We start from the raw sequence: 25,610 nt of genomic DNA on the forward strand, positions 1-25,610 counted from the left end.
GGTGCTGGTACGGGGCCAGGCGGGGACAGCGGTGGCGCGGACGCGAGCGTGACCGGCGGTGGAGTCAGCCGGTAGGTGAGATCATCGTTGTCTGCTCTGGCAGCGCCGCCGTGGGCGGAGCCGCCAACGGGCGCCGATCCAGCTGGCGGCGATCCTGCTGGTGACAACGCATTGCCAGGCGGCGGGACGGGCGAGGGGCCCGCGGCACGCGGCGGTTGGCCGGGCGGCGCGAAGTAGAGCGGTCCCGGCGGACCCGCCAACGAGCCGGAACCACCCGCCGGTCCCGACTGCCCTGGCGGGACGGACATGCCTCGAGACCCGGTCGGCGGAGGTGGTGGACCAAAGGAGCCGGGGGGACCGGAAGGCCCGGGGGGACCGGGCGGCCCCGGCCGTCCCGGAGACCCCGGGGACGTGAACTGTCCAGGCGGACCGGGTGGCATCGGCGGCCGAGGCGGCATCGAACCCGGCGGCACCATGGGCACCATCGGTGCCATGGGTGGCTGCGGCCCGGACGGCGGTCCGCCGGCCAGATACGGCGACTGCCAATCCGGCGGAAGCGGCGGCGCCGACGGCGCGGATGGCCCGCCGGGACGAAACGGCCCGCCATGCGGCCCAGGCGGCGGCCCACCCTGAAAGCCAGATGGCGGCCCGGCGGGCTGCCCATACGGCCCGGGCGGGCCGCCCAGCCACGGCGGTGCGGCGGATGCCGGCGGGCCGGGTGGGCGCGGCGGCTCGTAGGGCGAGCCCACCCGGGGCCCGGACCCAAAGCCAGGTCCTGGCACCAACGGACGCTGCCCGGGGGGCTGCAGGATGGTGCGCTCGGAGTCGTCGAAATCCGCGTCTGGACCCGGCAGCCCGTCGCCGATGAACGGCTGGGGTGGCGGCTGTTCGGCGGAGCGTGGCGCTTCGTCGTCGCCGCTGCCGGGACTCGGCACGGTTCCTCCCGAGTGTGGTGATGTATCCGGTCACCAGCGTAGGCGCACTACCGTGCGGATACAGCCGGTATAGGGCTACTGGCAAACAAATGCAGCCCTATCCCGGCCGGTCGAGATCCCGTCTGGATGTGGATCTTTTCGGTTCAGCTTTGCGGTACCGGGTCGAAGCCGCTCCACCACTCGTAGAGCCCGGCGCCGTCACTTCCGGTCGCGGTGAACGCGACCAGCTTGGTGTTGTATGACCAGTAGATGGCCGGAGCGCCGTTTTGGGTGCTGCAGATGGCGGTGCCTTCCGTCTGACCCTCGTGGAAGTTCCAGGTGAACACTTCGTTCTCGCCGTTCTTGCAACTGCCGTTGGTGGACGTCACCTGCGCTTTGCGCACATCGACATCCGCGTCGAGATCGCTGCGGGTGGCATAGGAGAACGCGGCGACGTCCTTGCCGTCGTCGGAGTGGCAGACCAGCGCGGCCAGGATGTGACCGCCTTCGGCGGTGCTGTTCGGCTGGCAGTCGGTCATCGCGGAGCTCTTGAGCTTGGCCAGCAGTGTGCTCTCCGCCGGGCTGAACCCACTGGACGCGCTCGGTGACGGGCTCGGGGAGAAGCTCGGGGTGGTCGACGGCGACGGGGGGGTGGTGGCCGAGGCCGAGGAGGACACGACCGGCGGTGCCGAGGCGCTGGCCGACGGCTTGTCGTCATCCGAGCCGCCGGTGAGCACGATCACGGGCACGATGATGAGCAGGAGCAACGCGGCCACGGCCGCACCGATGATCAGGGCCCGCCGTCGCCCCGAGCCGTTGCCCTGGGGGGAGCCGCCACTGCCGACGGGCGGGTAGCCGCCGTAGTTGCCGTAGGCATCGGGCTGCCCGTAACCCTGCTGCCCGTAACCCTGCTGCCCGTAACCCTGCTGGTTGTATGCCTGCTGGTCGTGGGGCTGCTGATACTGCCCGCCAGTCGGGTAGCCCGGCTGCTGGCCGTAGCCGGGCTGGCCGTAACCCTGCTGGTCGTAATTCTGCTGGCCGTAGCCCGGCTGTCCGTAGCTCGGCTGCTCCTGGCCTGGCTGGCCATAACCCGGCTGTCCGTAGCTCTGCTGTCCGTAGCTCTGCTGGCCGTAGCCCGGCTGGTCGTAGCCTTGGCCGCTGTCACCCGAACCCTGCTGGTAGCCGCCCTGCGGATAGCCGGCCGCCGGCGCACCGTAGGCCTCGCTCTGCCCGCCGCGCTGGTCCTGGCCGTAGCCACCGGACGTGCCGCCGCTGTTCCCGGGGGGCGGGTAGGAGCCGCTGCCGCCGGGCTGGCCGGGTGCCGAGTGTGCGTTCGTGGCGTAGCCGTCCGGCAGGATCTGGGTCTGTGGCTCCTGGTCGCCCGCCTGGGCCGGGCCGCCGTAGCCCGCCGAGCTGCCGTAGCCGGCAGAGTTGCCGTAGCCGGCCGAGTTGCCGTAGCCCGACGAGCCCTGCGAGTATCCGCCGCCGGACGGGTTGTTCGGGGACCGACCGGCCGGCCAGCCGCCGCGTTCGTCGCCCGCGATCCGGGTCTGCTCGTCGTACGGGTCGACGCCTCCCGAGTAGCCGGGCGCGCCGTCGACCCGTCGGGTCTCGGCGTCCGGGTCCGGAGTGCTGGAGCCCGGTGACTGCATGATGCGTTCCTCCTGTGCCGCCGGTGCCGCGCGCAGGCGTCTCGCCGCGCGCTGTCGTCGCGCCGGAGGGAACGGCATCCTTGATCGGACGGCCACTCCGTCGCGTCGGTGCCCGGCGGGATCCGCCGAAGGCGACCAACCTCTCAGACCGGGCTTGGTACTGATGGTAGGGGCTTTCCCGTCGAACGGGACACCCGGTCGCCTTCTCGACAGACAGGAGGCCGACCGGCTGCGGGCCCGGCCCCTCCGGTGAGACGACGACGACCGGGCGGCCCAGTGGGCGCCCGGTCGTCGCAGGTCAGTGCGCGGGTCAGATCCGGCCGGCGTGCTCTGGCACCCGGGCGGGCAGTTCGGTGGGCAGGTCGGCGCGCGGTGCGGCCTTGGGGTCGTCCGGGTGCAGGAAGACCCACTTCTTGTAGGCCCAGAAGCGGAACACCGTGCCGAGCCCCGTGCCGAGCACGTTGCCGAACAGGTTGAAGGCGAGCACTCCGCGCAGATCGAGCACGTACCGGGCGAACCCGAGGCATCCGAGCGCGATCACGAGGCCGACCACGTTCAGTATGAAGAACAGCGTGTACTCGCGGCGCAGACCGGTCCGGGCGCGGTGGTTGAAGGACCACTGCCGGTTTCCGATATAGGAAAAGGTCGCGGCGATGACGGTGGAGATCGTCTTCGCGCTGAGCGGACCCATTCCCAGAAGCGTGTGACACAGGTTCGAAACCAGGAAGTCGATGGCGTAGCAGACGCCACCGACGAGCCCGAACTTGCCCAGCTCGTGGATGAGTAGCTGCAGCGGCGACCGTCCCTGTCGGTGCTTCACCACAGGCGACCTCGATCGATTCTTACCACCCGAGGAGAGTACCGGCTGGCCGGAACCCGTCGCTTCGCCACCCCCTCCCTCGAGCGTCCCCGCGGACGTCGGGACCGCTGCCCGTCCGAGCCTCCTGTCGCCAAGGGTGATCAAATGCTCGACTCTGTGTGCTCGATCCACCGTAGTGGTGTTCCCTACTCTACGGTGAGTGATGCATCCGACTCGCAATGCCAGGCAACGTGGCGGTCGTGACGCTGGCGAATGTGGGGAACGATGGCCGGTTCGGGCGGCGGGGCGGCATCCTGACATTGCGGGGCACCGCCCCATCGATCGGGAGGGATGGACACCATGAACGGCACGGATACGGCAACGGCAACGGCAACAGTGACGGCGGCGGTGAGGGTGCCGGCGGCGGCGACGGTGCCGGGCGTGGGCGGGCGTCGCCCGGCAGGTGACGTGACCGGTGCGGCGACGGCGACGGAAGTGCTGCTGACCTACGCCGCGGGTAACCCGGCGCGCCGCCAGGAGGCCGGCCTGCGGGGCGCGCTGCCGGCGCCGCCGGAACTCAGAGTGGCCGTCGTGGCCTGCATGGATGCGCGGCTCAACGTCGAGGCACTACTCGGCCTCGGGGAGGGCGACGCGCACATCCTGCGCAACGCCGGCGGCGTTGTCACCACCGATGTCGTCCGCTCCCTCGCGATCAGTCAGAACGCCCTCGGCACGAAGGAGATCATCCTGCTGCACCACACCGGGTGCGGCATGGAGAAGATCACCGACGAGGGTTTCCGTGATCAGTTGGAGCGGGACACCGGGGTCCGCCCCGAATGGTCGGTGCAGGCCTTCACGGACGTCGCCGATGATGTCCGGCTCTCCCTGCGCATTCTGCGTTCGTCTCCCTTTCTGCAGGCCACGACGTCAGTGCGCGGCTTTGTCTACGACGTGGAGACCGGCGCCCTGGTGGAGGTGCCGCTCTGACGTGGGCCGCTCTGACGTGGGCCGCTCCGGCAGGGGGCGTTCCGCGAGGTGCCGCGGAGCGTGGTGGCGGACGGTGGCCGGGCGCGGTGGCCGACCGAGAGCCCGGTAGGTCCAACCGGCGCCGCGCCAGGCGTCGGGGTCCAGGACGCCACGTCCATCGATGACGACCGGCCGGGCGACATGGCGGCGCAGTGCGGCGGGATCGAGCGTGCGGAACTCCGACCATTCGGTGAGGACCAGGACGATCTCGGCGCCGGCCACCGCGCCGATCACCGAGTCGGCGATGTGCAGGTTGGGATGACGGTCCCGAGCGTTCGCCGCGGCCGCCGGATCGTAGACGGCGACATGCGCGCCGTCCCGGCGCAGGGCGGTGGCGACGTCCAGCGCCGGTGAGTCACGGATGTCGTCGGAGTTCGGCTTGAAGGCGGCGCCGAGCACGGCGACGGCCCGGTTCATCGGATCTCCGCCCAGTAGCTCGTGCGCCAGCCGCACCGCCCGGGCCCGAGCGCGCATGTTCACCGCGTCCACCTCGCCCAGGAAGGACAGCGCCGGACCAACGCCGAGTTCCCGAGCGCGGGCCTGAAACGCCCGGACGTCCTTGGGCAGGCAGCCGCCCCCGTAGCCGATGCCGGCCCGCAGGAACAGCGGCCCGATCCGATCATCGTGGGCCAGGGCGTCCGCGAGCTCCACGACATCCCCGCCGGTGGCGTCGCACACCTCGGACATCGCGTTGATGAAGGAGATCTTCGTGGCGAGGAAGGCGTTCGCGGCGACCTTCACCAGCTCGGCGGTGGCGTAGTCGGTGACGATGACGGGCGTCGATGCGTCGATCATCCGGCTGTACAGCGCGCGCAGCACGGCTTCGGCCCGGCCGCCGGAGGTGACCCCGAAGACCAGCCGGTCGGGGTGCAGGGTGTCCTCGACGGCGAAGCCCTCGCGAAGGAACTCGGGGTTCCAGGCGAGTTCGGCCCCCGGTGCGGCCGCGGCGATCCGGGCGGCGAGCCTCGCAGTCGTCCCCACCGGCACCGTCGACTTGCCCACCACCAGGGATCGCGGCCCGAGTCCCGCGGCGATCAGCCCGCTGATGACGGCGTCGACGTGACGCAGGTCGGCGGCCTGCGAGTCGGGACGTTGCGGTGTCCCGACACAGACGAAGTGCACGTCGGCATGGTCGACGGCCGCGGCGATCGAGCAGGTGAAGGAGAGCCGGCCCGCCTCGAGGTTGCTGCGCAGCAGGGCGGCGAGTCCCGGCTCGTAGAACGGGGTGTCGCCGGCGGACAGCTGACGAATCCGGTTCGCGTCGATGTCGACACCCAGCACCTCGAACCCGAGCTCGGCCATGCACACCGCGTGGGTCGCCCCCAGGTAGCCGGTGCCGATGACACTGATCGTCGGACGCGGCTGTGCGCGCACGCTCGACACCTCCCCACTGCGACCTGAGCGACCTGAGCGACCTGAGCGACCAATCGCTTCCTGACAGTAGTCGCTACCCTCGGAGGTCGGCCGCCACGAGCCCACGATCGGGCCTCACCCCGGCCGGGTTATCCACCTCACCCGGCCGGGTCGCACCCTCAGACCAGGGCGGCCCAGACCAGGGCGGCCCAGACCAGGGCGGCCCAGACCAGGGCGGCCCAGACCAGGGCGGCCCAGACCGTCGTCCGGCAGACCGTCGCTCGGCGGGTCACGGTCGCCTCAGGTGGACGGTCTCAGGCGGAGGCGGGCAACCGCAGCACTCGGACACCGGCCGCGGCTTCCCCCGGCCATCCCGATCGCGCGTCCACGGCGGGCCCGTCCACAGTCGGGGTGTCGGTGACGATCGCGGTCACGCGCTCTGCCTCGATCCGGCGGGTCAGCAGGTCCGGATCGAGGCGGCGGCACAGCACCACGGACGCCCCCGCCGAAAGCGGCGCGAGCAGTCCGCCGAGCAGCCCCGTCGTGCTGCTCGGTGTGGCGGTGACCAACAGCCGGTCGGACGCCCCAAGCCGCCACCCCACCGCCGTGCGCAGCGCGCGCCGGACGAGGTCGGCCTGCACCGAGGGAGGCGGCGGCGCCCCGAAGCGGTCACCGTGCGAGGGCACCTCGACGGCGTAGTCGAGCACACCGGGGATGGACCGGGTCATCCGGCCACCCAGCGGACGCAGCGACAGCGCGACCGTCTCGTCGACGTCCAGATCCACGGCCGCGTCGAGGCGGTCCTGCGCGACGAACAACACGTGCAGTGGAGTCGTCGGTGCCAGCGCCGCGACCTTCGAGCTCGCGCCCGGTTGGTCCGTGGGCTGCTGGTCCGTGGGCTGCTGGGCGACGACGAGGTCGCCGCCGGCGGACCAGGTGGCGAGCGCGATCACCAGCGCCAGCCAGTGCGGAGGCAGGTCCATCCCCACCCGGTCGCCGGGGCCGAGACCGAGCGTGTCCACCAGCATGTTCGCGGTCTTGGCCACCCAGTTGTCGAGCGTCGTCGCGGAGAACTCGACCCGCTCGCCCGTCTCGTCGTCGTAGAACGTCACCAGCGGACGGGACGGGTCGGCCGCCAGGCGACGCGCCAGCAGGTCGGCGATGCCCCGCGCCCCCATCCCCGGCAGGCCGGTTCCGGTGGCCGACGTCGCCTCGTCGTCGGCCACCGCCGGTGCCGCGAGGATGAGGTCCGCGGCGCGGACCAGCCGCGAGGACGTGGCGCTCGTCGCGTTCGGGGTGCTCACGGTGTGCAGGAGGTGTTGGCGGGCGTGCCGGCGGCGGCGGAGCTCACGCCACTGATCGCCGACGCGGGATCGGTCGGTGCGCCCGCGGTGACACCGCCACCGCCGCCAGTGGAGCCGACGGTCGAGGTGGGGGTGTTCGAGGCGCTGACCAGCCCGCTGAAGTCGGTGCCCACAGCGAGGACGATGCCATCCGTGCCGGCGGAGCTGCCCGTGCCGGCGGAGCTGCGTCCGGAGGTGGACGACTCGCCCGGCGCCGAGGTGGTGGGGGGCAGCGGGGTTGGTGGCGAGGTGGCGACCAGCTGGCTGCCGGGGATGCGGCTGGCGAGGACACTCGCCTGTTCCCGAAGCCGCGGCGGATAGTAGATCTCGGTCTGGGCCTGACCGGTCGTCGTCGAGGTCGTCATCGGACCAGTGAATCCGAGGGCGCGCAGACCGTCGACCGTCCGGGCGGCGAGTCCGGTGCGGCTGGTGGCGTTACGAACGGCCGCGATGCTCACCGAGGACGGCGACCCGACCGGCGTGGTGGCCGAGCCCCCGGAGCCAGCGGTGGTGGTGCCGCCGGTGGATGACGTGTTCGGGGGCGACACCCCGTCCGGTAGCAGTGGTGTGAGCATGCGGTTCAGTCCGGCCTGGTCGGCGATGAGCACCGCGCCGTGCGGGGGGACGGTGCCATGGTCGTCGACGGCGCCGTCCGCGGGCAGCGCGATGTGGGTCGGGACGGTGAGGAATCGCATCCCGCCGCTGCCGGCCTCGCTGGCGCGGCGGGCCAGGCTGAGCAGCGCGGCCTGGTCAAGGCCCGAGTCGACCCGCAGCGCCCCACCGACCGCCCCGAGCAGCGCGGAGATCTTGGCCGGGTTGGTCAGGACGCCCGCGCTGGTGGCGGCGGTCAGCAGCCGGTCCAGGAACTGCTGCTGACGCAGGATGCGCAGCCGTTCGTCACCGAGTGCGTAGCGGGTCCGGACGAAGGCGAGGGCGCCCCGTCCGTCCAACCGGTTCTCGCCGAGGCGGCCGCTCCAGCCGGACATCGCGTCGTGCAGGTTGCGGGTGGAGCCGTCCGGCAACGGTGTCACGCAGACGGTGACACCACCGACGGCGTCCGTCATGGCCCGGAAGCCCGCGAGGTTGATCGAGATGGTGTGATCGATCTTGAGGTTGGTGAGTGACTCCAGCGTGGTGACGAGCCCCGGCACACCGGCGAGCTGGAGCACCTCGGTGAGCTTGGCGTGCCCGTCGCGGGCGTTGGCCTTGGCCTTCGGCAGCACCGGGACCAGCATGTCGCGGGGGAACGACAGCAGTGTCGCCGAACCGTCCGGGCCCAGGTGGGCGATGATCGTCGTGTCCGATCGGACGCCGTCCACCGTGCCGTACTCGCCGTCGGTGCCGTCCCGACTGTCGTCACCGAGCAGCAGGATGTTCTCCGCGCCCGCCGCCGCGACCGGCCGCGTCCCGGCGATCTTCCAGTCCTCGCGGGTGACGGCACTGTCGAAGTGCCGGTAGGCCACCCAGCCGAGCGAGGTGACCGCGAGCACGAGGGTGGACAGCGTCGCGCAGGCCGCGAGCAGGAGCCGCTGCGAGAACGGTCGATAGCGTCGAGGCCGGCGGGGGTCCAGGTGGGGCGGAAGCGGACGGCGTGACCGGCGGGCAGTCTCCCATCCGGTCGTGTCCCGGCCCCGGACGGGCGACCTCAGGGCGTGGGTGGGGGCCGTGCGGGAGCCCGGCCGCGCATCGGGCATCCGGGTCTGCGGCGCGTGGACCGGCGTCCGGGCGGTGACCGCGGCGGTCGACCGTCCAGCGGAAGCCGACCGCCCCACGGGAACGGACCGTCCAGCGGGAGCGGAGCGCGCCGAGGATCCGACCGGAACCGGCCGGCCCGACCGTGGCGGCGGCACTGACCAGGCCTCCCGGCCCGACGACACCGAACGGCCCGACGGCACCGAACGGCCTGACGGCACCGAACGACCCGACGGCACCGAGCGTGGCGGTGGTACCGACGGAGGCGGTGGCACCGACGGAAGTGGCGGCACCGACGGAAGTGGCGGCACCGGTCCGGGCGGCAGGACCGACGGCAGCGGCGGAGCCGAGCGGGCCGAACGAGTCGAGCGTGGCGGTGGCACCGAGGGAGGTGGTGGCACCGAGGGAGGTGGTGGCACCGGCGGGATCGGTGGGGACTCGATCGCGGGGAAGTGGTCCGTCGGCTGGTGCCACGTCACGTGTGCCCGGCGGGCCGGTGCGGACGGGTGGTACAGCGGCGGCGGCGTTCGCTGCGCCCGATGCCGACCCAGTCCCTGGGTGGGCGACGCGGTCTGCGCATGACCCAGTGCATGGGTCTGGGTGGTGCTGCCCGACGACGGCACGGTGCCCGACAACAGCATGGTGTCCGGCGACGGCCCGGCACCTGAGGACGGCCCAACGCCTGAGGACGGCACGGCGATGCCGAGCGCCTGGGTGGGCGCGGCGGTCTGGGGCGCGTCAAGGTCAGCGTTCTCGTGCGGCCGCAGGACGAGAATCGTCGGGCGGTCCCGCCAATGGCCGCGCGAACGGGTGGGCAGCGGCCAGGCCGCCGGCGGATCCTCGTCCGACCCCCGGCGGCGGGCCGGTTCCGGCGCTGACGGCGGTGGCGCCGGCCGGGAATGGGGTGTCACGGGTCGCTGGCGCTCCTTGGTCGGGCGGCTCTGAGCGGCAGCCTGGTGATCGCGTCTGCGGCCTGCGTCGTGATTTCACTTCAGCACAGATCCGGCGATTCGGACGTCCGCCGAGGGCGTCTCGCGGCCGGGAACGGGGCTGGAACGGCCAATCAGACCCGATGGTCGTGGCCCATCGGTGGGGGCGGGGAACGGCCACCTACCCGACCGGGCCATCCCCCGACCGGGCGATGCCACGAGCCGTCCCGGCGGGGCGCCCAGGTGGGTCGTCTACCCTGACGTCAACCATGGATGCCCCGAAACCGACGAGGCGGCGGGTGCGGCGCGGCCCCCTGCTTCTCCTGCTCATCACCGCCGCTCATCTGGCGATGCTGCTCAGCTACGCCTTCGTCTACCCGACGTGGGCGGGCTACGACGAGGCGCAGCACGTCGACATGGTCTACGGGCTGCAGCACGGTGACGGCTGGCCGGCGCCCGGCCGGAAGATGATCGCGAGCGGGGTCGCGGCGACATCCGACGACTTCGACCGAGGCCGCTACGCGGACATGTTCCAGTCCGGCGGCAAACGTCGGGGCGCCGAGCCGTTCGCCGAGATCGACCCCACCCCGCGCGGTGAACGCCGGTCCTTCGACGAACTCGGTGGTCCCATCCCGGTCGACGACGGACGACTGTCCAACCAGATGGTCCAGCACCCGCCGATGATCTATGCTGCCGGCGCGCTTCTGCTCGACGCCCTGCCCGGGTCGGACGGTTGGTCGTACGACCAGCAGGTGTTCGTGCTGCGCCTGCTGAACATCCTGGTCGTCGGGCCGCTGCCGGTGCTGGGTTTTCTCGCCGCCCGTCGGTTCGGTCTCGGTGAACCCGCCGCGCTGGCGGCCGCGGCGCTGCCCCTGGCGATCCCCGGCTTCACCCGGGTGGGCGCCACGTTCAACAACGACGGCATCCTCATGCTGACCACCGGCGCGCTCACCGTCGTCCTGGCCGGTGTGATGCGCGGTGACCTGCGTCGGCGCACCGCCGTCTGGGCCGGGCTGTGGTTCGGGCTCGCGTTGCTGTCGAAGGCCTTCGCACTGACCACACCGGTGATCATCGTGGCCGCCTATCTCGTCGGCTGGTGGCGGGTGCGCCGTGCCGGCGGTACCTCGGACGTCCGGCCCGGGTCGGATGTCCAGGTCGCCTCGGACGGACCGGGCGGTGGTGGCGTCCGGACTGGGCGGGAGCGGTCGAGGCTGGGATCGTGCTGGGGGCTGGTGCGGTCGTTGCCGTGGGTTCCCGGGGCGTTGGCGGTCGGGCTGGGGCTCGCCGTCGGTGGCTGGTGGTGGGTGCGCAACTACGTGTTGTACGACGCCGTCCAGCCGAACGGATGGGCGACGAATCCGCCGCGGCGGGAACCGCTGCTGCTGCCCGATTCGTTCTTCACGTGGTTCTGGTACTTCGTCCGGACGATGATCTCTCGGTTCTGGGGTGGGCTCGGCATGTTCGAGCCTCCGCAGCTGTCGCCGATCGCCATCGTCCTCGCGACGGTGGTCGTCGTCGGGCTCAGCGTGGTGGCTGTGGTGGGTGGTGGTCAGCGGCGGCTGGCCCCCCCCGAGGGGGGCGGCGCCGGTGCCCGGCCGGATGACGCGGTGGGGCGCGGGGTGCGGCTGTGGGGCGCGGCGTCGGTGGTGGTGCTGTTGTTGCCGGTGGCCTTCGCCTACCTGTCGGTCGGCCAACGCAGCTGGGGGGACTACAAGGTCTACACCCGGGGGATCGCGGTGCAGGGCCGCTATCTCTACCTGGGGCTCGTCGGGCTCGGCGTGGTCGTCGCGCTCGGGCTGAGTCGGGTGCTGCGCGCTCGGGAGCGGTTCGGCCCGCTCGTCGTCCTGATCGGCGCGGTGCTCATGCAGGGCGCCGCCCTGCTCGCGGTCTGCAGCTACTACTGGCTGCCCCGGCAGGTGTCGTTCACACCCGCCCGCATCCCGGACGTGGTGTCCGCGATCGGCCGCTGGGCGCCGTTCCCGACCGGCGTCACCATCGCCACGTTCGTCCTGGCCGCGGTGTCGCTCGTCGCCGCCCTGTTCGCCGCCGCGACCATCGGGTCCCTCCAGCCTGACCGAACAGCGGCGAGCGTGACCGTCGCGGCCAGCCGCACTGGGACCACACCCGGTACTGTCCCGGTCCAGCCGGTGGGGTCGCAACCAGCCGCCGTCCAACCGGAACCCGTTCCGACCGAGATCGACTCGCCGCAGCCCGCCACTGCCACTGCCACTGCCGAGGCCACCGCCGCGTCCGAGTCCGAGGCAGACTCGCCGCGAGCTGGTGCGGCCGAGGCCGCGTCGTCGGGCGTCGCCTCGGCCGAGGCCGCGTCGCCGCAAGCCGCTCCGACTGAGGCCGGCCGCCGGTAACGCGTGGTGATGGGTGCGGGCGGCCCTGGCCACGGGATATGGTCCTGGCCGCGGGGAACGGGCGGTGGGTGCGGGGTCAGTTGCCGGGGAGGGTGGCCACCGAGACGCGGGAGTGGTCGCCGAGCATGAGGCGGTGGGCCTTGGGGAGCGCCGCGGACGGGATGACCTCGACGTCCCGTCCGATCAGGGAGTCCTCGATGCGGCCGATGCCGCGGATGGTCGCCCGCTCCAGGACGATGGAGTACTCGATCTCGGTGCGTTCGATCGTGCACGAGTGGAAGATCGAGGTGAACGGGCCGACGTAGGTGTCGACGAGGCTGGTGCCACGGCCGATGATGGCCGGGCCACGCACGGTCGAGCGGACCAGCGACGCGCCCTCCTCGATGATGACGCGGCCGACGATGGAACTGTCCGCGTCCACACTGCCGTGGATGGCCGGCTCGATCGATTCGAGCAGGTGCCGGTTGGTCTCGAGCATGTCGTCGAGACGACCGGTGTCCTTCCAGTAGCCCTCGACGAGGTGGGAGGACACCTCCCGCCCACCGTCGACCAGCCACTGGATGGCCTCGGTGATCTCCAGCTCGCCGCGGGCCGACGGTTTGATCGAGCGCACCGCCTCGTGGATCACCGTGCCGAACATGTACACGCCGACGAGGGCGAGGTCGCTCGGTGGGACCAGCGGCTTCTCGACCAGCCGGAGGATCCGGCCCTCGGCGCCCAGTTCGGCGACGCCGAACGCGGACGGGTTGTCGACCTTGGTGAGCAGGATCAGCGCGTCCGGTGTGGTGCGGCGGAACTCCTCGACGAGACCGGCGATGCCGCCGATGATCAGGTTGTCGCCGAGGTACATGACGAACGGTTCGTCGGCGAGGAAGTCCCGCGCGATGAGCACCGCGTGGGCCAGGCCGAGCGGGGCCTCCTGGCGGATGTAGGTGACGCGCAGCCCGAACGTCGATCCATCGCCGACCGCCGTCTCGATCTCCGTGGCGGTCTCGCCGACGATGATGCCGACATCAAGGATCCCGGCGTCCCGGATGGCCTCCAGGCCGTAGAAGAGCACCGGCTTGTTCGCCACCGGTACCAGTTGTTTGGCGGACGTATGGGTGATCGGCCGCAGACGGGTTCCCGAGCCACCGGCAAGGACGAGGGCTTTCATGATCCGAAACCCTATCGCGTGTAGTTGAACGTACGGAAAGTCACGTCTGGTGTGGCATCCATCACCAGCCGTGTCTCTGTCGGGCGGGCGGCGTCCAGGCTGGCCATGTGCTTTGCTGGCCGCCTTTCGGGCGCCATCGGGTCGTGCCGGGTACGGGTGGCTCAGTGCGGGTACGTTGAGTAGTCGAAAGACGTGCTACCACACAGTAGGTCATCGTCGCATCGCAGCAGGTCGCGCCTGGCCGTCGGGGAGGGGGAGCGGTGACCGATGCGCCGTCGCGCCCGTCGGATGATCTGCCGCCGTCGCCGCTGACGACGTCCGAGACACCGGACCCGCCGGCCCACCCGGTTCGCTCGGCGCACCTGTTTCGTCTGACGCTTCCGGCCCGCCCGGCCGGTCCGGCGCCGTCGCGTTCCACGCTGGGACGCCTGACACTGGTGCTGGCGGCGGCGATGTCGGCCGTGGTGCTGGTGACCACGGCCGGTGCCTGGACGGCCTACCAGTACTTCGGCGCGCAGATCCACCGGATTCGGCTCGGGCTCGGCGATGATCGCCCGGCCGACGCCGCCAGCGGCACCCGCAACTATCTGCTGGTCGGCTCGGACAGCCGGGCCGGCACCGGCAACGAGTACCAGCGCGGCGGCGCCGTCACCGACGAACGTTCGGACACCGCCATCCTCGCCCATCTCGACGCGGACGGGACGACGACCATGGTCTCGTTTCCCCGCGACACCCTGGTGCGCATCCCCGGCCACGGCCGGGGCAAGCTCAACTCGGCGATCACGCTCGGTGGTCCCAGCCTGCTGATCAGGACGCTGGAGAATCTCACCGACATCCGGATCGATCACTATGTCTCGATCGATCTGGCCGGCTTCAAGTCGATGACGGACGCGCTCGGCGGGGTCACCGTCTGCGTGAAGGCGCTACCCAGTGGGTCGAAGGCGAACCTGTACGACCCGTGGTCGCAGTGGCGCGGCCACGTCGGCGCGAACCGGCTCTCCGGCGAGCAGGCGCTCGCGTTCGTCCGTCAACGCCACGGCCTGCCGGACAACGACTTCGACCGGATTCGCCGCCAGCAGCAGTTCATCGGCGCCGTGTTCGCCCAGGCGACCTCCACCGGCGTGCTCACGAACCCGGTGAAACTCGAGTCGTTGCTGCACGCGGCGACCGGCGCGCTCACCGTCGATGACGGCACGGGCATCAACGACCTGCGGGCGCTGGCGACCCGGCTGCGCGGCCTGTCCAGCGACCAGATCCGGTTCGAGACCATCCCCGTGCACACCCCGACACCCGCCGAAGGCGGCAACGCGATCGGCGAACTGCCCCGGTTCGGCGCCGTCCAGCTCTACGATCCGCTCGCCCTGGAGAAGTTCCTCGCTCCCCTGCGCGGACGTCCCGGCCGAAGCTCCACCGGCACCGCCAGTCCGAGTCCGGGCTCGTCCTCGGCTTCCGGCGCCGCCGGGACGGTGCCGCCCGGGCAGATCACCATCGACGTCTACAACGCCGCAGACGTACCGGGACTGGCCACCACGACATCCTCGACGCTGACCCGAGCCGGCTTTCGGGTCAGGTCAGTGCGGGACTGGCCCGGCGGCAGACTCACCCGGACCCAGATCCGTTACCGCCCCGGCGACACCAGCACCTCCACGACCACCGGCTCTTCTGGCCCTTCTGGTACCGCCGGTCCTTCTGGCACGGCCGGGACAGCCGGGACGGCCAGGGGCGCGGGCGCCGCCGGAGCCGAGGGTGCCTCGGGCGGTCGAGCCGCCGCCGAATCGGTGCGGGCCGCCATCCCCGACAGTCAGACCCGTGCCGATCCCGACGCCCCCGCCGGACGGATCACCCTCATCCTCGGCGCCGACTTCGACCCCACCACCATCGAGACACCCACCACCGTCGCCACACCCACCACCGTCGCCACACCCACCACGACCTCCGGCGCGGGCGCCGCCACCTCCGACCCGGCGGCGGGCAGCACACGGCCCGGCACCTCCGACAGCACGGACGGCTCGGGCCCACCCACCACCGCGAGCTCCCTCACCGCCACCTGCACCTACTGATCGGTGTCCAGGCCGGTGGGCATCGGACATGACCAGGTGTCTCGAGTGGCGTGGCGATGGCGGCGGGTGGGTCTGCCAGACTCGGGCCGTGCGCGTTCTCGTGACCGGTGCGGCCGGGCAGCTGGGGGCAGACCTGTGCCGGCTGCTCGAGGTCCGAATGGCCGATCCTGACTCCGCTGTCCACGCCTACGCGGGTCTTGGCCGGGTCGAGCTTGACATCGCCGATCCGGCGCGGGTGCGCGCGGTGATACGCGATCAGGCCCGTCCGGCGAAGGTGCAGGGTGGGCTGGTCGTCATCAACGCGGCAGCCTGGACCGATGTGGACGCGGCCGAGGCCGACGAGTCCGCGGCCTACGCGATCAACGCCGCCGGTCCCGCGCATCTGGCGGCGGCCTGCGCCGAGGTCGACGCCATCCTGGTGCAGGTCTCCACCGACTACGTCTTCGCCGGGACGGCGAACAAGCCGTACGAGACCGACGACGAGACCGGCCCCGCCGGTGCGTACGGACGGACCAAGCTCGCCGGCGAGGAGGCCGTCCGCGCGTTGCTGCCGACGTCGTCCTACGTGGTGCGGACGGCCTGGGTCTACGGCCAGACCGGGAGGAACTTCGTCAAGACGATCAGCCGGCTGGCTCGGGAACGCGGTGCCGTGTCGGTCGTCGACGATCAGGCGGGTTCGCCGACCTGGTCGGCGGATCTGGCCGCCGGGCTGCTCGACCTCGCCGCCGCCCAGCCGCCGCCCGGGGTCTACCACTGCACCAACGCCGGCGAGACCACCTGGTTCGACTTCGCCCGCGTGATCATGGCCGAGGTCGGTCTCGATCCGCAGGTGGTGTCGCCCACCACCACGGCCGCCTTCCCCCGGCCGGCGGCCCGTCCGGCGTACTCGGTGCTGTCCGCCCGTTCCTGGCTCGACGTCGGACTACCCCCGTTGCGCTCCTGGCGGGAGGCGTTGCGCGCGGCCTTCGACGCCGCCGGAGCCGATCTACGTGGCTGAGCGCCGGCCGTCAGCTTCTGGCATCCGCGACCGCCGCGCGGATGGTGGGCGATCACCTTCGCCCCGCGGGTGAGCTGCCGCGGGTCGGGCGGGTCGTGATGGCCGTGACCCGACTGCCGGTGACCGCCGGAGTGCCTGCGAGACTGGCAGACGATGGACGGCGACACCGCGGCACCTCCGGCTGACACTGCCGCACCTCCGGCTGACACTGCCGCACCTCCGGCTGACACTGCCGCACCTCCGGCTGACACCGGGCCCTCTTCGGCAGGCATCGCCGCGCCGGTCGGCCGGATTCGACAGCTGGTGCGCCGCCATGGTGTCTTCGGCGCGCTGGTGCTGCTGGGGATGGTCGCACGGGTCCTGGTGATGGTCGCCTACCCACCGGGGCTGATGTATCTGGGGGATTCGGGCGCCTACCTTGACCAGGCCTGGCGTGGTCTGTGGCCGGGGGACTGGCGGCCGTCCGGCTATCCGATCTTCCTGCGGCTGGTGGATGGGCCGGAGCACATCACCCGGATCGTGCTGATCCAGCATGGGCTCACGCTGGTCGTCGCGGCCGGGCTCTACGCGTCCGCGCTGCGAGTGGTGCGCCGGCCGTGGCTCGCCGCGCTGGCCGCGGCGCCCGCCCTGCTCGCTCCCTGGGTGCTGGATCTGGGCCAGTTCGTGCTGGCTGACTCGCTGTTCGGGGTGCTTGTGGGGGCCGGGGTCGTCCTGTTGGCCTGGCCGCGGCGCGTCCGGGCGCCGATGGCGGCGGCGGCCGGAGCGCTGCTGGGTGCGGCGTTGTGCGTGCGGACCGTCGGGTACGGGCCGCTCGCCGTCGCCCTGATCGTCCTGGTTCTCGACACCGCCCGGGCCGGGGCGGGGCCGTCCTGCGCGGGGCGGGCGTCCCGCCTGCCGTGGCGATGGGTCCACCCTGGGCGGCGGATGCTGCCGGTGCTGGCGCTCCTGCTGGGCGCGGCGGTGCCCGCCGGGGCGTACGCGGGGTGGAGCGCCGCCGAGGGGGCGGGTTTCACCGTGTCGGCACACTCGGGTTTCTTTCTGTACGGCCGGGTCGCGCCGTTCGCCGACTGCACCGACATCGCGGGGGCCGAACTGCGCTCGTTGTGTGACCCGCGACCGGTAGATCAGCGAGGTGCTCCGGTGCGCTATCTGTGGCCCGCGGACTCGCCCCTGCGGCAGGGAAACCGGCGTGTTCCGCCCGGTCGGGAGGAGCTCGCCGGCCGGTTCGCCCATGAGGTGGTGCGCGACCAGCCGTGGATGCTCGTCACCTCCTCGGCCCGCTATCTCCTCGGCTATTTCTCGCCGGTACCGCACGAGACGACGAAGACCTCCCGGGCCGATACCTGGGAGCTGCCCACCGACCGGACGAACGCGTTGCCGCCGGACGATCCGCATGCCGACGACGGCTATTTCGTGGCGACCACGGTGCGCGCGCCGGCCGGGCTGCTCGCCGCCTGGTCCCGGGTGTCCTACCCACTGATGCCGCTGGTCGGCGTTGGTCTGGTCGCCGGGTTGGCCGCCGCCGCGGTCGGGGCCGTCCGGACCTGGCGAGCACGCCCCGGTCGACGAGGCAGAGCCGTGGCGGCACCGCGGACACCGCGGACACCGGGGGAACCGGGGACGGCGCACGCGGCCATACCGGCGGCCGAGGGCAGTGGCGCGGCCGATGGTGGAAGCGGCGGATTGTTGCGGTTGTACTGCCTGGCGGCGGGCGCGGGTGGCACGACCCTGGTGCTGTCGGCGGTCACGTCGGGCTTCGACTACCGGTACCTGGGTGCGGTGATCGGGCTGATCGGGCTGGCAGCGATGATGGGTGTGATCGCGTTCGTCCGGGTTGTGCGACATCGGCCGTCAGGGTGGGTGGATCGACTGCCCCGCCAGGGTGGGTGACCGTCCCCGGCGCAGCGGTGAGGATCGGGGGGATCGGTGACGTGGGGGGCGTCGACGCGGCGCTGGCTGGTGGCCGGTGTCGTGGGGGCAGGGCTGATCCTCACCTCGTTGGGGTTGCTCGTGGCGGCGGTCGTCGCCCCTTTCACCAGCGGGGATGAGGCTCAGCACACCGCCTATGCCATGGAGGTCGGGCACGGATCGCTACCCACCATCGACACGCCGATGCGGGCCCGAATCCCGGGAATGCCCGGGTTGCCGGTGGACTGCGAGGTGCCGGCGGCGCGGGTTCGGGCGGCGGTCGAGGCCCGGGCCCGACAGCTGTGCGGGGTGCCGCTCGCGCGGCCGGTGACGAGCTTCGACCTGATCTACACGGCGAACCATCCGCCGTTGTTCTACGTCGCCGAGTCGGCGCCCCTGCGGATCGGGGCGAGCCTGGGCCGGCCGCGGGTCGGGTTCGCGGCCGCGCGGGCGCTCAACGTGGTTTTCGGGGTGGGGCTGGTGGTGGCCACCGCGGCGCTCGCGCGGGAGCTGCTGCCCCGGCGGCCGGCGGTGGCGGTGGGCGCGGCGGGAATCGTCGCGGTGCTCGGGCTGGTGGTGACGACGTCCGGGCAGATCTACAACGACGTGTTGGCGATGGCGACCATCACCGGGCTGCTCGCGGCCGCGGTCGCCCTGATCCGACGGGGGCCACGTCCGTGGCTCGTCGTCGGCGTCGCGGTGCTGGCGGCGGCGGCGGCGGCCAGCCGGGCCAGTGGCGCGGTGGTGCTCGCGGTGGTGCTGCCCGCCGTCGGCGTGGGGGCCGCGCTGGGCGCGTCGGGACGACGGTGGCGGCGGCTGGGCGTCGGGGTCGCGTCGGCGGGGGTACCGCTGGGCGTGACGATCGCCGCCATCGGCTGGTTCTACCTGCGTAACGACCATCTTTATGGCGATCCCACCGCGTCGGGGCGGATCGCCCGGATGTTTCCGATCGCGGGTCCACGACCGACGGTGGAGCATGTGCTCCACGACGGGCAGCTGTGGTGGCGGCTGTACCGAGGCCTGCTGGGACGGCCGATGCTGGTGACCGGATGGCCGGTGCGGATCGAGGTCGCCGTGGGCGTGCTGACCGGTGTGGGACTGGTCGCCGCGGCGCTGCGCGCGGCGTGGTGGTGGCACCGTCGTCGGCGACAGCCGCCGCCCGGCGGCCGCGACCCGGTGCCCTCCGCTGACCGGGCAGCGGGCAGTGGCCGGGTCACGGGCAGTGGCTGGGTGGCCTGGCTGATGGTGAGCGGGCACTGCGTACTCGTGGTGGTGACGCTCGTGGGCTACATGGCCGCGGGCGGGGCGCCGTTCGCCCGCTACCTGTTGCCGATGGTGCCGGTCCTCGCGGTGGTGATGGCGCTGGCGGTGAACGCGTTGCCGCTGGGCCGCTGGGGGGTGCCGACGGTGGCCGTGGTGGCGGGGCTGGCGTGGAGCACCGTGGCGGTCCTGACGCGGGAACTGGCGTGGAAACGCCATGCGCTTGGCCACTATGACGGGTTCGACCGGCTGCGGGTGGCCTGGTCGATCGCTGGCCCCGGCCCGGCCCGGCTGGGGCTGGGCCTGCTGGCCGGCTGCGCGCTGGTCGGGCTGGTGCTGCTCGCGGTCGCGCTAGGACGTCTCGGCGACGCGGCGGTAGACGGCGGCGGTGCGTTCGGCGGTGCGTCGCCAGGTGAAGGTGCGGGCGTGGCGGCGACCGGCGTCGGCGTCGCCGGGGGCGGTGAGCAGGTCGAGGATCGCGCTGGCGAGGTCGTCGGCGAAGGCGTCCCAGCCGGTCTGGCGAACCAGCCGCAGCGGGCTGGCCGGGGAGTCGAGCAGCTCGCCGGTGACCTCGCGCACGGTGGGGATGTCGGCGGCGACGACCGGCACGCCGGCCGCGAGCGCCTCCAACGGTGGTAGGCCGAAACCCTCGTACCGGGACGGGAAGCACAGCACGCTGGCCCCGGCCACGGTGGAGCGCAGCTCACCGGCGTCCAGATAGCCGGCGGTGATCACGCTACCGGGAGGCATCCCGGCCAGGTCGAGGGTGGGACCCCACCCGGGCGGGCCGACGAGGACCAGCGGCGGCGCGTCGGCGTCGGTGGCGTGCAGCCGGCGAACCGCCGCCAACAGCACCGGCAGGTTCTTGCGCGGCTCGACCGAGCCGACGAACAGCAGATACCGCTCGGGCAGGCCGTGGGCCGCCCGCCAGGCCGCGGTCGGCGGGTCGGTGGTGAACCAGGCGTCGTCGACACCCAGCGGGGTCGGGGTGACCAGCGCCGGGTCGAGCCGGTAGGCGGCGATCACCTCGTCGGCGACGGCCTGACTGGGGGTGAGCACCGCGTCGGCCCGGCGCAGACCGCGGGGCACCAGGTCGGCGTAGCGGGCGGAGGCGGCGCTGACCGTGTCGGGGGTGCGCAGGTAGGACAGGTCGTGGATGGTCAGCACACCGCGGGCGGCGCGCAGCGGCGGGAGCACGAAGTTCGTCCCGTGCACCACGTCGGCGGCGCCGGTGAGCCATTCGATGGCGGGATGTTCGCCACGCAGCCAGCCCTCCTGCAACAACCGCGCCGGGGCCCGGCGGGCGGCCGGACGCACCCCGGGGGGCAGGGCGCCGGCGAGGTCGTCCAGCCCACGCCAGGTGAAGGCGGTGGCGGCCAGCTCCCAGTAGGCCGGTGCGCCCGCGTCCCCGCTGTGGCCGCGGGCCTCGGCGACGAGCCGGGCGAGACCGGCGAGCAGGTACTCGGTGTAACGCCCGACGCCGGTGCGCCGGCCGAGCAGCGGTGTCGCGTCGAGCACGATCCTCATCCGGCGGGTCCGCTCAGCCCTGGTAGAGGCGGTGACGAGTGGCGATGTCGGCCCACTGGTCGGCGAAGGCCGCGTCCGAGAACGCCGCGGCCCGGTCGATGGCGGCGCCGGCCAGCCGGGAGCGCAGGCCGTCCTCGGCGGCGAGCCGGCGGGTGAACGAGGCGACCTGTTCGGGACCGGTCCACCGGTAGCCGTCCACCCCGTGGCGGACGATCTCCCGCTGACCGGCGCGGTCGATGACCACCGGCACGCAGCCACCGGCCATCGCCTCGACGGTGGTCATCCCGAAGTGCTCGGCCGTCCAGGGGCGGCGGCGGTCGTCCTCGCCGTGGCCGGTGGCTGACCAGAACACCGAGCTGGTCGAGAGCAGCCGCTCCACCTCGGCCCGCGGCGCGTTCGGATGCAGGTGCACCGGGAGCCCGGCGCCGGCCGCGCGGACCTGCTCCAGGTACGGCTTCTGCGACTCCTCGCAGCCACCGACGACGTGCATGGACCAGCCGGGCAGGTCGCCGGCGCGGTAGAGCGCGCCGAACCACTCGACCATCTCCAGCTGCCGCTTGGCATGGCCCAGTCCCGGGGCGAAGAAACGTCCGACGGTGATGACGGCCTTCTCCCGCACCGGAGCCGGATGCAGCCGGTCGACCTGGATCGGCGGGAACAGCACGTCGGCCTCCCGCTTCCACAGCTTCGCGATCCAACCACGGGTGAACCGCGAGTTGGCCATGATCACGTCATAGTGGTCGAGGTGGGTGAGATCCGCCGGGTCACGTAGCAGCCAGGGGAAACGCAGCGGCAGCCGGGCGATCGGCCCTTCGCCACCGTCGGTGACCCGTGGCCGGCTCACCGCCACCCCGAGTTCCCGCACGTCCGCGGCGCCGGGGGAGAAGGCGTCGCTGACCAGGGTCAGTTCGGTGCCGTCCGCCGACGGGGGCAACGGCACCTCGAACGGGGCGAAATCCGGGCCGATCTCCAGCTTGGCCAGCACGTGGCCGCCCGCGTCGAGCACCCGCAGGGACGTGCCACCGGGTGCGCCCGGCCGGCCGATGTCGGCCCGCAGGGTCCGGCGTTCACCCGGGCTCACCGCGAGGATCGCCGACCCGTTCGTCCATGTCCACTGGCGACGGCGACCGCCCTCCGGTGGGTACCAGCCGACACCGAAGCTCACCGCCGGACGGATCCCGCGCAGCAACGGGCCGGCGGTGCGCACCGCGGCCTTGCGCCAGGGCGCCATGTCGTGGTCGAACGGCGTCGGGAAGAAACACAGGTACGCCGAGCGGGCCGACTGCGGTTCGATCCGGCTCATGTACGAACCGTTGACGAACAGGTCGTAGTCGGCGGACAGCGCCGCGACGGCCTGCTCGCCGCGGTCGGGTAGCCGCACGTAGCGGCAATCGCGCAGGTCCAGGCCGAGGTGGCTGCCGAGGGCGGCCAGATCGACGTCGGAATGCCCGAGGATGTCGACGTCCGCGCCGTCGGCGGCCAGCACCTGGGCGATCATCCCGTTGTGCCGTTCACCGCCGCCCATCGAGTGCCAGAACCGGTTGTAGACCGCCGCGCGCACCCCGGCCCCCGGCCTCGGTGTGGCCGCCGCCCCCGTCTCCGGCTCGTCGGGCCCCAGGCTGTCGGGCCCTGGGGTGTCGGTGCTCATCGGGAGACCAGCCAGCTCTGCAGGCTGCCGCGGCGTTCGGTGGCCGTGGCGGCGATCTGCCGGCGGGCCCGCAGCATCGTGGGCAGCAGCCGCAGGTACGACCCGATCACCCGCAGGCGCAGCAGCGTCGGGCGGATCGCCGGACGGCCACGGGCGGCGCGGGCCTGCCGCAGCGAGCGCAGCGCCATCGACGCGGTCGTCACCGGGTAACGCAGCACCGCCGACAGCGCCAGGCGGGCGGTGGCGTCCTTGGTGAGCATCAGCAGCCGGTTACGGTCGGTATGGAAGACGAACAACGGTGACCATTCGACGCTGGACGCCGAATGGACGTGCCGCAGCACCGCGCCGGGCACGTAGCGGATCGCGAAGCCCCGGGCCCGAATCCGCCAGGACAGGTCGGTGTCCTCGTAGTACAGGAAGAACGCGTCGTCGAACCAGCCGAGCTCATGGCCTAGCGAGCTGCGGATCGCCATGCCGTTGCCGCAGGCGGTGAACACGTCCTCGGGCTGGTCGAACTGGCCGGTGTCGACCTGCTGGTAGCCACGGTCGGCGCCGTAGCCGTCCACCAGGACGATCCCGCCGACATTGTTGATCACGTCGACGCGGGGGGCGTCCCCACCGACGGTGACGGTCACCGTCGCCGACTCGGGGCTGACCGACAGCTCCGCGCGCCCGCCCGTGGTGGCGGTGTCGGCGCCGGTCGTCGGACCGTCCCAGCTCAGGGTCACCTGTTTGAGGGATTCGGCCGCCCAGGTGAACCCGAGGGTGGCCGGGCCGCTCTCGGGGATCGGCACGCACAGTTCGCCGTCCCCGCGGGTCCAGAAGTACGGCGAGGACGCGGGCCCCTCGGCACCGTAGGTGAGTTTCTCCCACAGGACCTCGCGGAGCACCTCACGTCCGTCCACCGTCACCGACGACACCCGCACCCCGAGCGCACGGGAGTCGTGCGGGCCGGGGACGAAGGTCGCGGTGTGCAGCCGCAGCCGCAGGAACCGCGGCAGGAAGACGACCTTGCCAGTGGTCGCGCCCAGGTGCTGGCCGCCGGGCTCGGTGAACGGCGCGAGGACGGCGGTCAGCCAGGTCGGCTCGGGAACCGCGTCGTTGTTCAGCAGCACGGCGTACTCGGTGGTGACCGAACGCAACGCCAGGTTGTTGCCGCCGGCGAAGCCGAGATTGCTTTCGGCTGCGACCACATGCACCCACGGGTACCGCTCGGCGAGCAGCTCCCGGGAACCATCGGTGGAGGCGTTGTCGACGACCCAGGTCCGGTAAGCGAAGGACGCGTCCTGCTTGGCGACGCCGTCGAGGCAGGCCGCCAGCAGATGGGCGCCGTTCCAGTTGACGATCACGATGGTCGCCAGCGGCTGCGCGGCCCCCGTCGTCCCCGTCGCACTGGTGGCACTGGTGGCACTGGTGGCACTGGTGGTGTCCGGGGTGACCGCAGCAGGAGTGCTCGTCGTCTGGTCCGTCATCCGCGCAGCCTCGCCTCGTAGTCGACCTTGAGAAGTCCACCCGCATGGGTCCCGCTGACGCCGAACAGCTCGTCGAAGCGGCGGGTCGTCACCGGGACGCCCGTGGCGGCGTCCGAGACGTGGACCTTCACGGCGAACGCTCCGAGCAGCTCGGGCAGATGCGGCACGGCGAAGTCGACCACATGACGACCGGGGCCCAGTCGGAACCCGCCGGGGGGTGTCTCCATCATCCAGATCGGGATCTCGTCCTGCCCGACGATGTAGGCGTGCAGGTAGACGGCCTCGGGGGCGCCCTCACCGAGGTCGAGTTCGACGCTGACGACGAGCTGCTCGCCGGGATCGAACTGCACCGTGGTCGGGCCGTCGGGATGGCGGCTGAACCCCACCGACCGCGGGCGCACCGTGGCGTACTGCCAGTCCACCGGGCCGTCGGAGGGCAGGCTGCCGAGCTTCTGGCGCAGCAGTTTCGTGCCGACCGCCGGCGGCCCATCGAAGATCATCTCGCCGGATTCCAGGACGAGGACCCGGTCGCACATCTGCTCGATCAGATCGAGCGAGTGCGTGACGAACAGGATCGTGCGCCCCTGCGCGCGGAACTCGGCGATCTTGGCCAGGCACTTGCGCTGGAAGGCCTCGTCGCCGACGGCGAGCACCTCGTCCACCAGGAGCACGTCCGGGTCGACGTGGACCGCCACGGCGAAGCCGAGTCGCACGTACTGGCCGGACGAGTAGTGCTTCACGTCATCATCGATCTTGTGTCGAAGCTCGGCGAAGTCGACGATGGAATCGAACAGTCGATCGATCTCCCGGCGGGACAGGCCGAGCAGGGAGGCGTTGAGGTAGACGTTGTCCCGTCCGGACAGCTCGCCGTTGAACCCGGCGCCGAGCTCCAGCAGCGAGGCGATGCGACCGTGCACCGTCACCGAGCCGCTGCTCGGGCGCAGGATGCCGGCGAGCACCTTGAGCAGGGTGGACTTGCCCGAGCCGTTCGCGCCGGCGAGGCCGACGGTCTGCCCGCGGCCGATGGTCACCTCGATGTCGCGCAGGGCCCAGAAGTCCTCACCGGCCGGACCGCCGCGCCGGACGAAGCGCTCCTTGAGACTGGTCGCCCGGTTGCGGTAGGAGACGAACCGTTTGCTGACCGTGCTTGCCTGGATCACCACGGTCGACTCGCCGCCGGGCCCACCGCCCGCGCCGGCCCCGACGGCGCCGCCAGCCCCGCCAGGTTCACCGACTCCGATGACGCCGCCAGGTCTGCCGGCTCCGTGAACGCCGACGGCTCCGCTGGCTGTGTCAGGCCCCCCGGTCCCCCCGGCCCCACCGGAGCCGGGGAAGGCGGCGCCCGCTGCCACCGCGGCCCGTGGTTCGGGGGCGCGCTCGGTAGGGGCGGGCAGCGATGTCGCCGCGCCGCGCTGATGTGCGGACGAGTGTCGTGCCACTGCAACTCCTCGCTGGCCGCCGGGTGCCGATCTTCATGATCGCATCGTCCTGGCGGGGGCTGGTTCCGG

At 72.3% G+C, this 25,610-nt stretch carries 16 protein-coding genes; 6 read left to right on the top strand and 10 right to left on the bottom strand.

What is annotated here, in order from left to right:
- Positions 1-1,078 precede the first annotated feature (1,078 nt).
- Complete coding sequence (locus tag MXD59_RS26605; protein ID WP_283097182.1) at positions 1,079-2,566, bottom strand: hypothetical protein; 1,488 nt, start codon at positions 2,564-2,566, stop codon at positions 1,079-1,081.
- Between the two features lie 310 nt (positions 2,567-2,876).
- Complete coding sequence (locus tag MXD59_RS19730; RefSeq protein ID WP_163548189.1) at positions 2,877-3,386, bottom strand: GtrA family protein; 510 nt, start codon at positions 3,384-3,386, stop codon at positions 2,877-2,879.
- 339 nt (positions 3,387-3,725) lie between these two features.
- Between MXD59_RS19730 and MXD59_RS19735 the strand changes: the two genes are divergently transcribed.
- Positions 3,726-4,352 carry a beta-class carbonic anhydrase gene (locus MXD59_RS19735; RefSeq protein ID WP_283097183.1) on the top strand — a complete coding sequence of 209 codons (627 nt, stop codon included), beginning with the start codon at positions 3,726-3,728 and terminating at the stop codon, positions 4,350-4,352.
- Here MXD59_RS19735 and MXD59_RS19740 read toward each other — a convergent pair.
- The 3 genes from MXD59_RS19740 to MXD59_RS19750 form a co-directional block, all read right to left on the bottom strand.
- A complete protein-coding gene (locus tag MXD59_RS19740; protein WP_308301745.1) occupies positions 4,293-5,765 on the bottom strand; it encodes a UDP-glucose dehydrogenase family protein in 1,473 nt (490 codons plus the stop codon). The two genes, MXD59_RS19735 and MXD59_RS19740, sit on opposite strands and share 60 nt — an antisense overlap.
- Before the next feature lie 293 nt (positions 5,766-6,058).
- A complete protein-coding gene (locus tag MXD59_RS19745) occupies positions 6,059-7,048 on the bottom strand; it encodes a TIGR03089 family protein (protein WP_248826133.1) in 990 nt (329 codons plus the stop codon).
- On the bottom strand, positions 7,045-8,577 hold the full coding sequence (locus MXD59_RS19750) for an LCP family protein (protein ID WP_248826134.1): 1,533 nt from the start codon (positions 8,575-8,577) through the stop codon (positions 7,045-7,047). The genes MXD59_RS19745 and MXD59_RS19750 overlap by 4 nt, the downstream gene beginning before the upstream one ends.
- Positions 8,578-8,752: 175 nt before the next feature.
- Between MXD59_RS19750 and MXD59_RS19755 the strand changes: the two genes are divergently transcribed.
- On the top strand, positions 8,753-9,361 hold the full coding sequence (locus tag MXD59_RS19755) for a hypothetical protein (protein WP_248826135.1): 609 nt from the start codon (positions 8,753-8,755) through the stop codon (positions 9,359-9,361).
- Between the two features lie 646 nt (positions 9,362-10,007).
- The gene (locus MXD59_RS19760; protein ID WP_372512140.1) at positions 10,008-12,074 is read left to right on the top strand and encodes a glycosyltransferase family 39 protein; all 2,067 of its coding nucleotides are present in this window, start codon (positions 10,008-10,010) and stop codon (positions 12,072-12,074) included.
- A gap of 76 nt (positions 12,075-12,150) precedes the next feature.
- Here MXD59_RS19760 and MXD59_RS19765 read toward each other — a convergent pair whose 3' ends face one another.
- Complete coding sequence (locus MXD59_RS19765; protein ID WP_163548194.1) at positions 12,151-13,230, bottom strand: glucose-1-phosphate thymidylyltransferase; 1,080 nt, start codon at positions 13,228-13,230, stop codon at positions 12,151-12,153.
- 260 nt (positions 13,231-13,490) lie between these two features.
- Here MXD59_RS19765 and MXD59_RS19770 point away from each other — a divergent pair, with 260 nt between their 5' ends.
- From MXD59_RS19770 to MXD59_RS19780, 3 genes are all read left to right on the top strand, one after another.
- Positions 13,491-15,290, top strand: coding sequence for an LCP family protein (locus tag MXD59_RS19770; RefSeq protein ID WP_372512141.1), 1,800 nt, complete (start codon positions 13,491-13,493; stop codon positions 15,288-15,290).
- An 88-nt stretch (positions 15,291-15,378) separates the two neighbouring features.
- Positions 15,379-16,287 carry a dTDP-4-dehydrorhamnose reductase gene (gene rfbD / locus MXD59_RS19775; protein ID WP_248826137.1) on the top strand — a complete coding sequence of 303 codons (909 nt, stop codon included), beginning with the start codon at positions 15,379-15,381 and terminating at the stop codon, positions 16,285-16,287.
- A 303-nt stretch (positions 16,288-16,590) separates the two neighbouring features.
- Positions 16,591-18,177 carry a hypothetical protein gene (locus MXD59_RS19780; RefSeq protein WP_248826138.1) on the top strand — a complete coding sequence of 529 codons (1,587 nt, stop codon included), beginning with the start codon at positions 16,591-16,593 and terminating at the stop codon, positions 18,175-18,177.
- A 1,629-nt stretch (positions 18,178-19,806) separates the two neighbouring features.
- On the opposite strand, the gene MXD59_RS19785 is transcribed toward MXD59_RS19780, so the two are convergent.
- Genes MXD59_RS19785 through MXD59_RS19800 form a run of 4 tightly spaced genes read right to left on the bottom strand, consistent with a single transcriptional unit; the run spans position 19,807 to position 25,541 of the window.
- Positions 19,807-20,982, bottom strand: a complete 1,176-nt coding sequence (locus tag MXD59_RS19785) for a glycosyltransferase family 4 protein (RefSeq protein ID WP_248826139.1) — start codon at positions 20,980-20,982, stop codon at positions 19,807-19,809.
- A gap of 13 nt (positions 20,983-20,995) precedes the next feature.
- Positions 20,996-22,630, bottom strand: a complete 1,635-nt coding sequence (locus MXD59_RS19790; RefSeq protein ID WP_372512142.1) for a glycosyltransferase — start codon at positions 22,628-22,630, stop codon at positions 20,996-20,998.
- Complete coding sequence (locus tag MXD59_RS19795; protein WP_248826140.1) at positions 22,627-24,102, bottom strand: glycosyltransferase; 1,476 nt, start codon at positions 24,100-24,102, stop codon at positions 22,627-22,629. Before MXD59_RS19795 ends, MXD59_RS19790 begins: the two co-directional genes overlap by 4 nt.
- On the bottom strand, positions 24,099-25,541 hold the full coding sequence (locus tag MXD59_RS19800) for an ABC transporter ATP-binding protein (RefSeq protein WP_372512143.1): 1,443 nt from the start codon (positions 25,539-25,541) through the stop codon (positions 24,099-24,101). Before MXD59_RS19800 ends, MXD59_RS19795 begins: the two co-directional genes overlap by 4 nt.
- Positions 25,542-25,610 lie beyond the last annotated feature (69 nt).

This window comes from Frankia umida (assembly GCF_023242945.1).
In the GTDB taxonomy this organism is placed as follows: Bacteria; Actinomycetota; Actinomycetes; order Frankiales; family Frankiaceae; genus Frankia; species Frankia umida.

Excerpts from the sequence above, each read along its gene's own strand:
- MXD59_RS26605 (WP_283097182.1), bottom strand. The coding sequence starts at position 2,566 with ATGCAGTCACCGGGCTCCAGCACTCCGGACCCGGACGCCGAGACCCGA.
- MXD59_RS19735 (WP_283097183.1), top strand. The coding sequence starts at position 3,726 with ATGAACGGCACGGATACGGCAACGGCAACGGCAACAGTGACGGCGGCG.
- MXD59_RS19765 (WP_163548194.1), bottom strand. The coding sequence starts at position 13,230 with ATGAAAGCCCTCGTCCTTGCCGGTGGCTCGGGAACCCGTCTGCGGCCG.
- MXD59_RS19785 (WP_248826139.1), bottom strand. The coding sequence starts at position 20,982 with ATGAGGATCGTGCTCGACGCGACACCGCTGCTCGGCCGGCGCACCGGC.
- MXD59_RS19790 (WP_372512142.1), bottom strand. The coding sequence starts at position 22,630 with ATGAGCACCGACACCCCAGGGCCCGACAGCCTGGGGCCCGACGAGCCG.
- MXD59_RS19795 (WP_248826140.1), bottom strand. The coding sequence starts at position 24,102 with ATGACGGACCAGACGACGAGCACTCCTGCTGCGGTCACCCCGGACACC.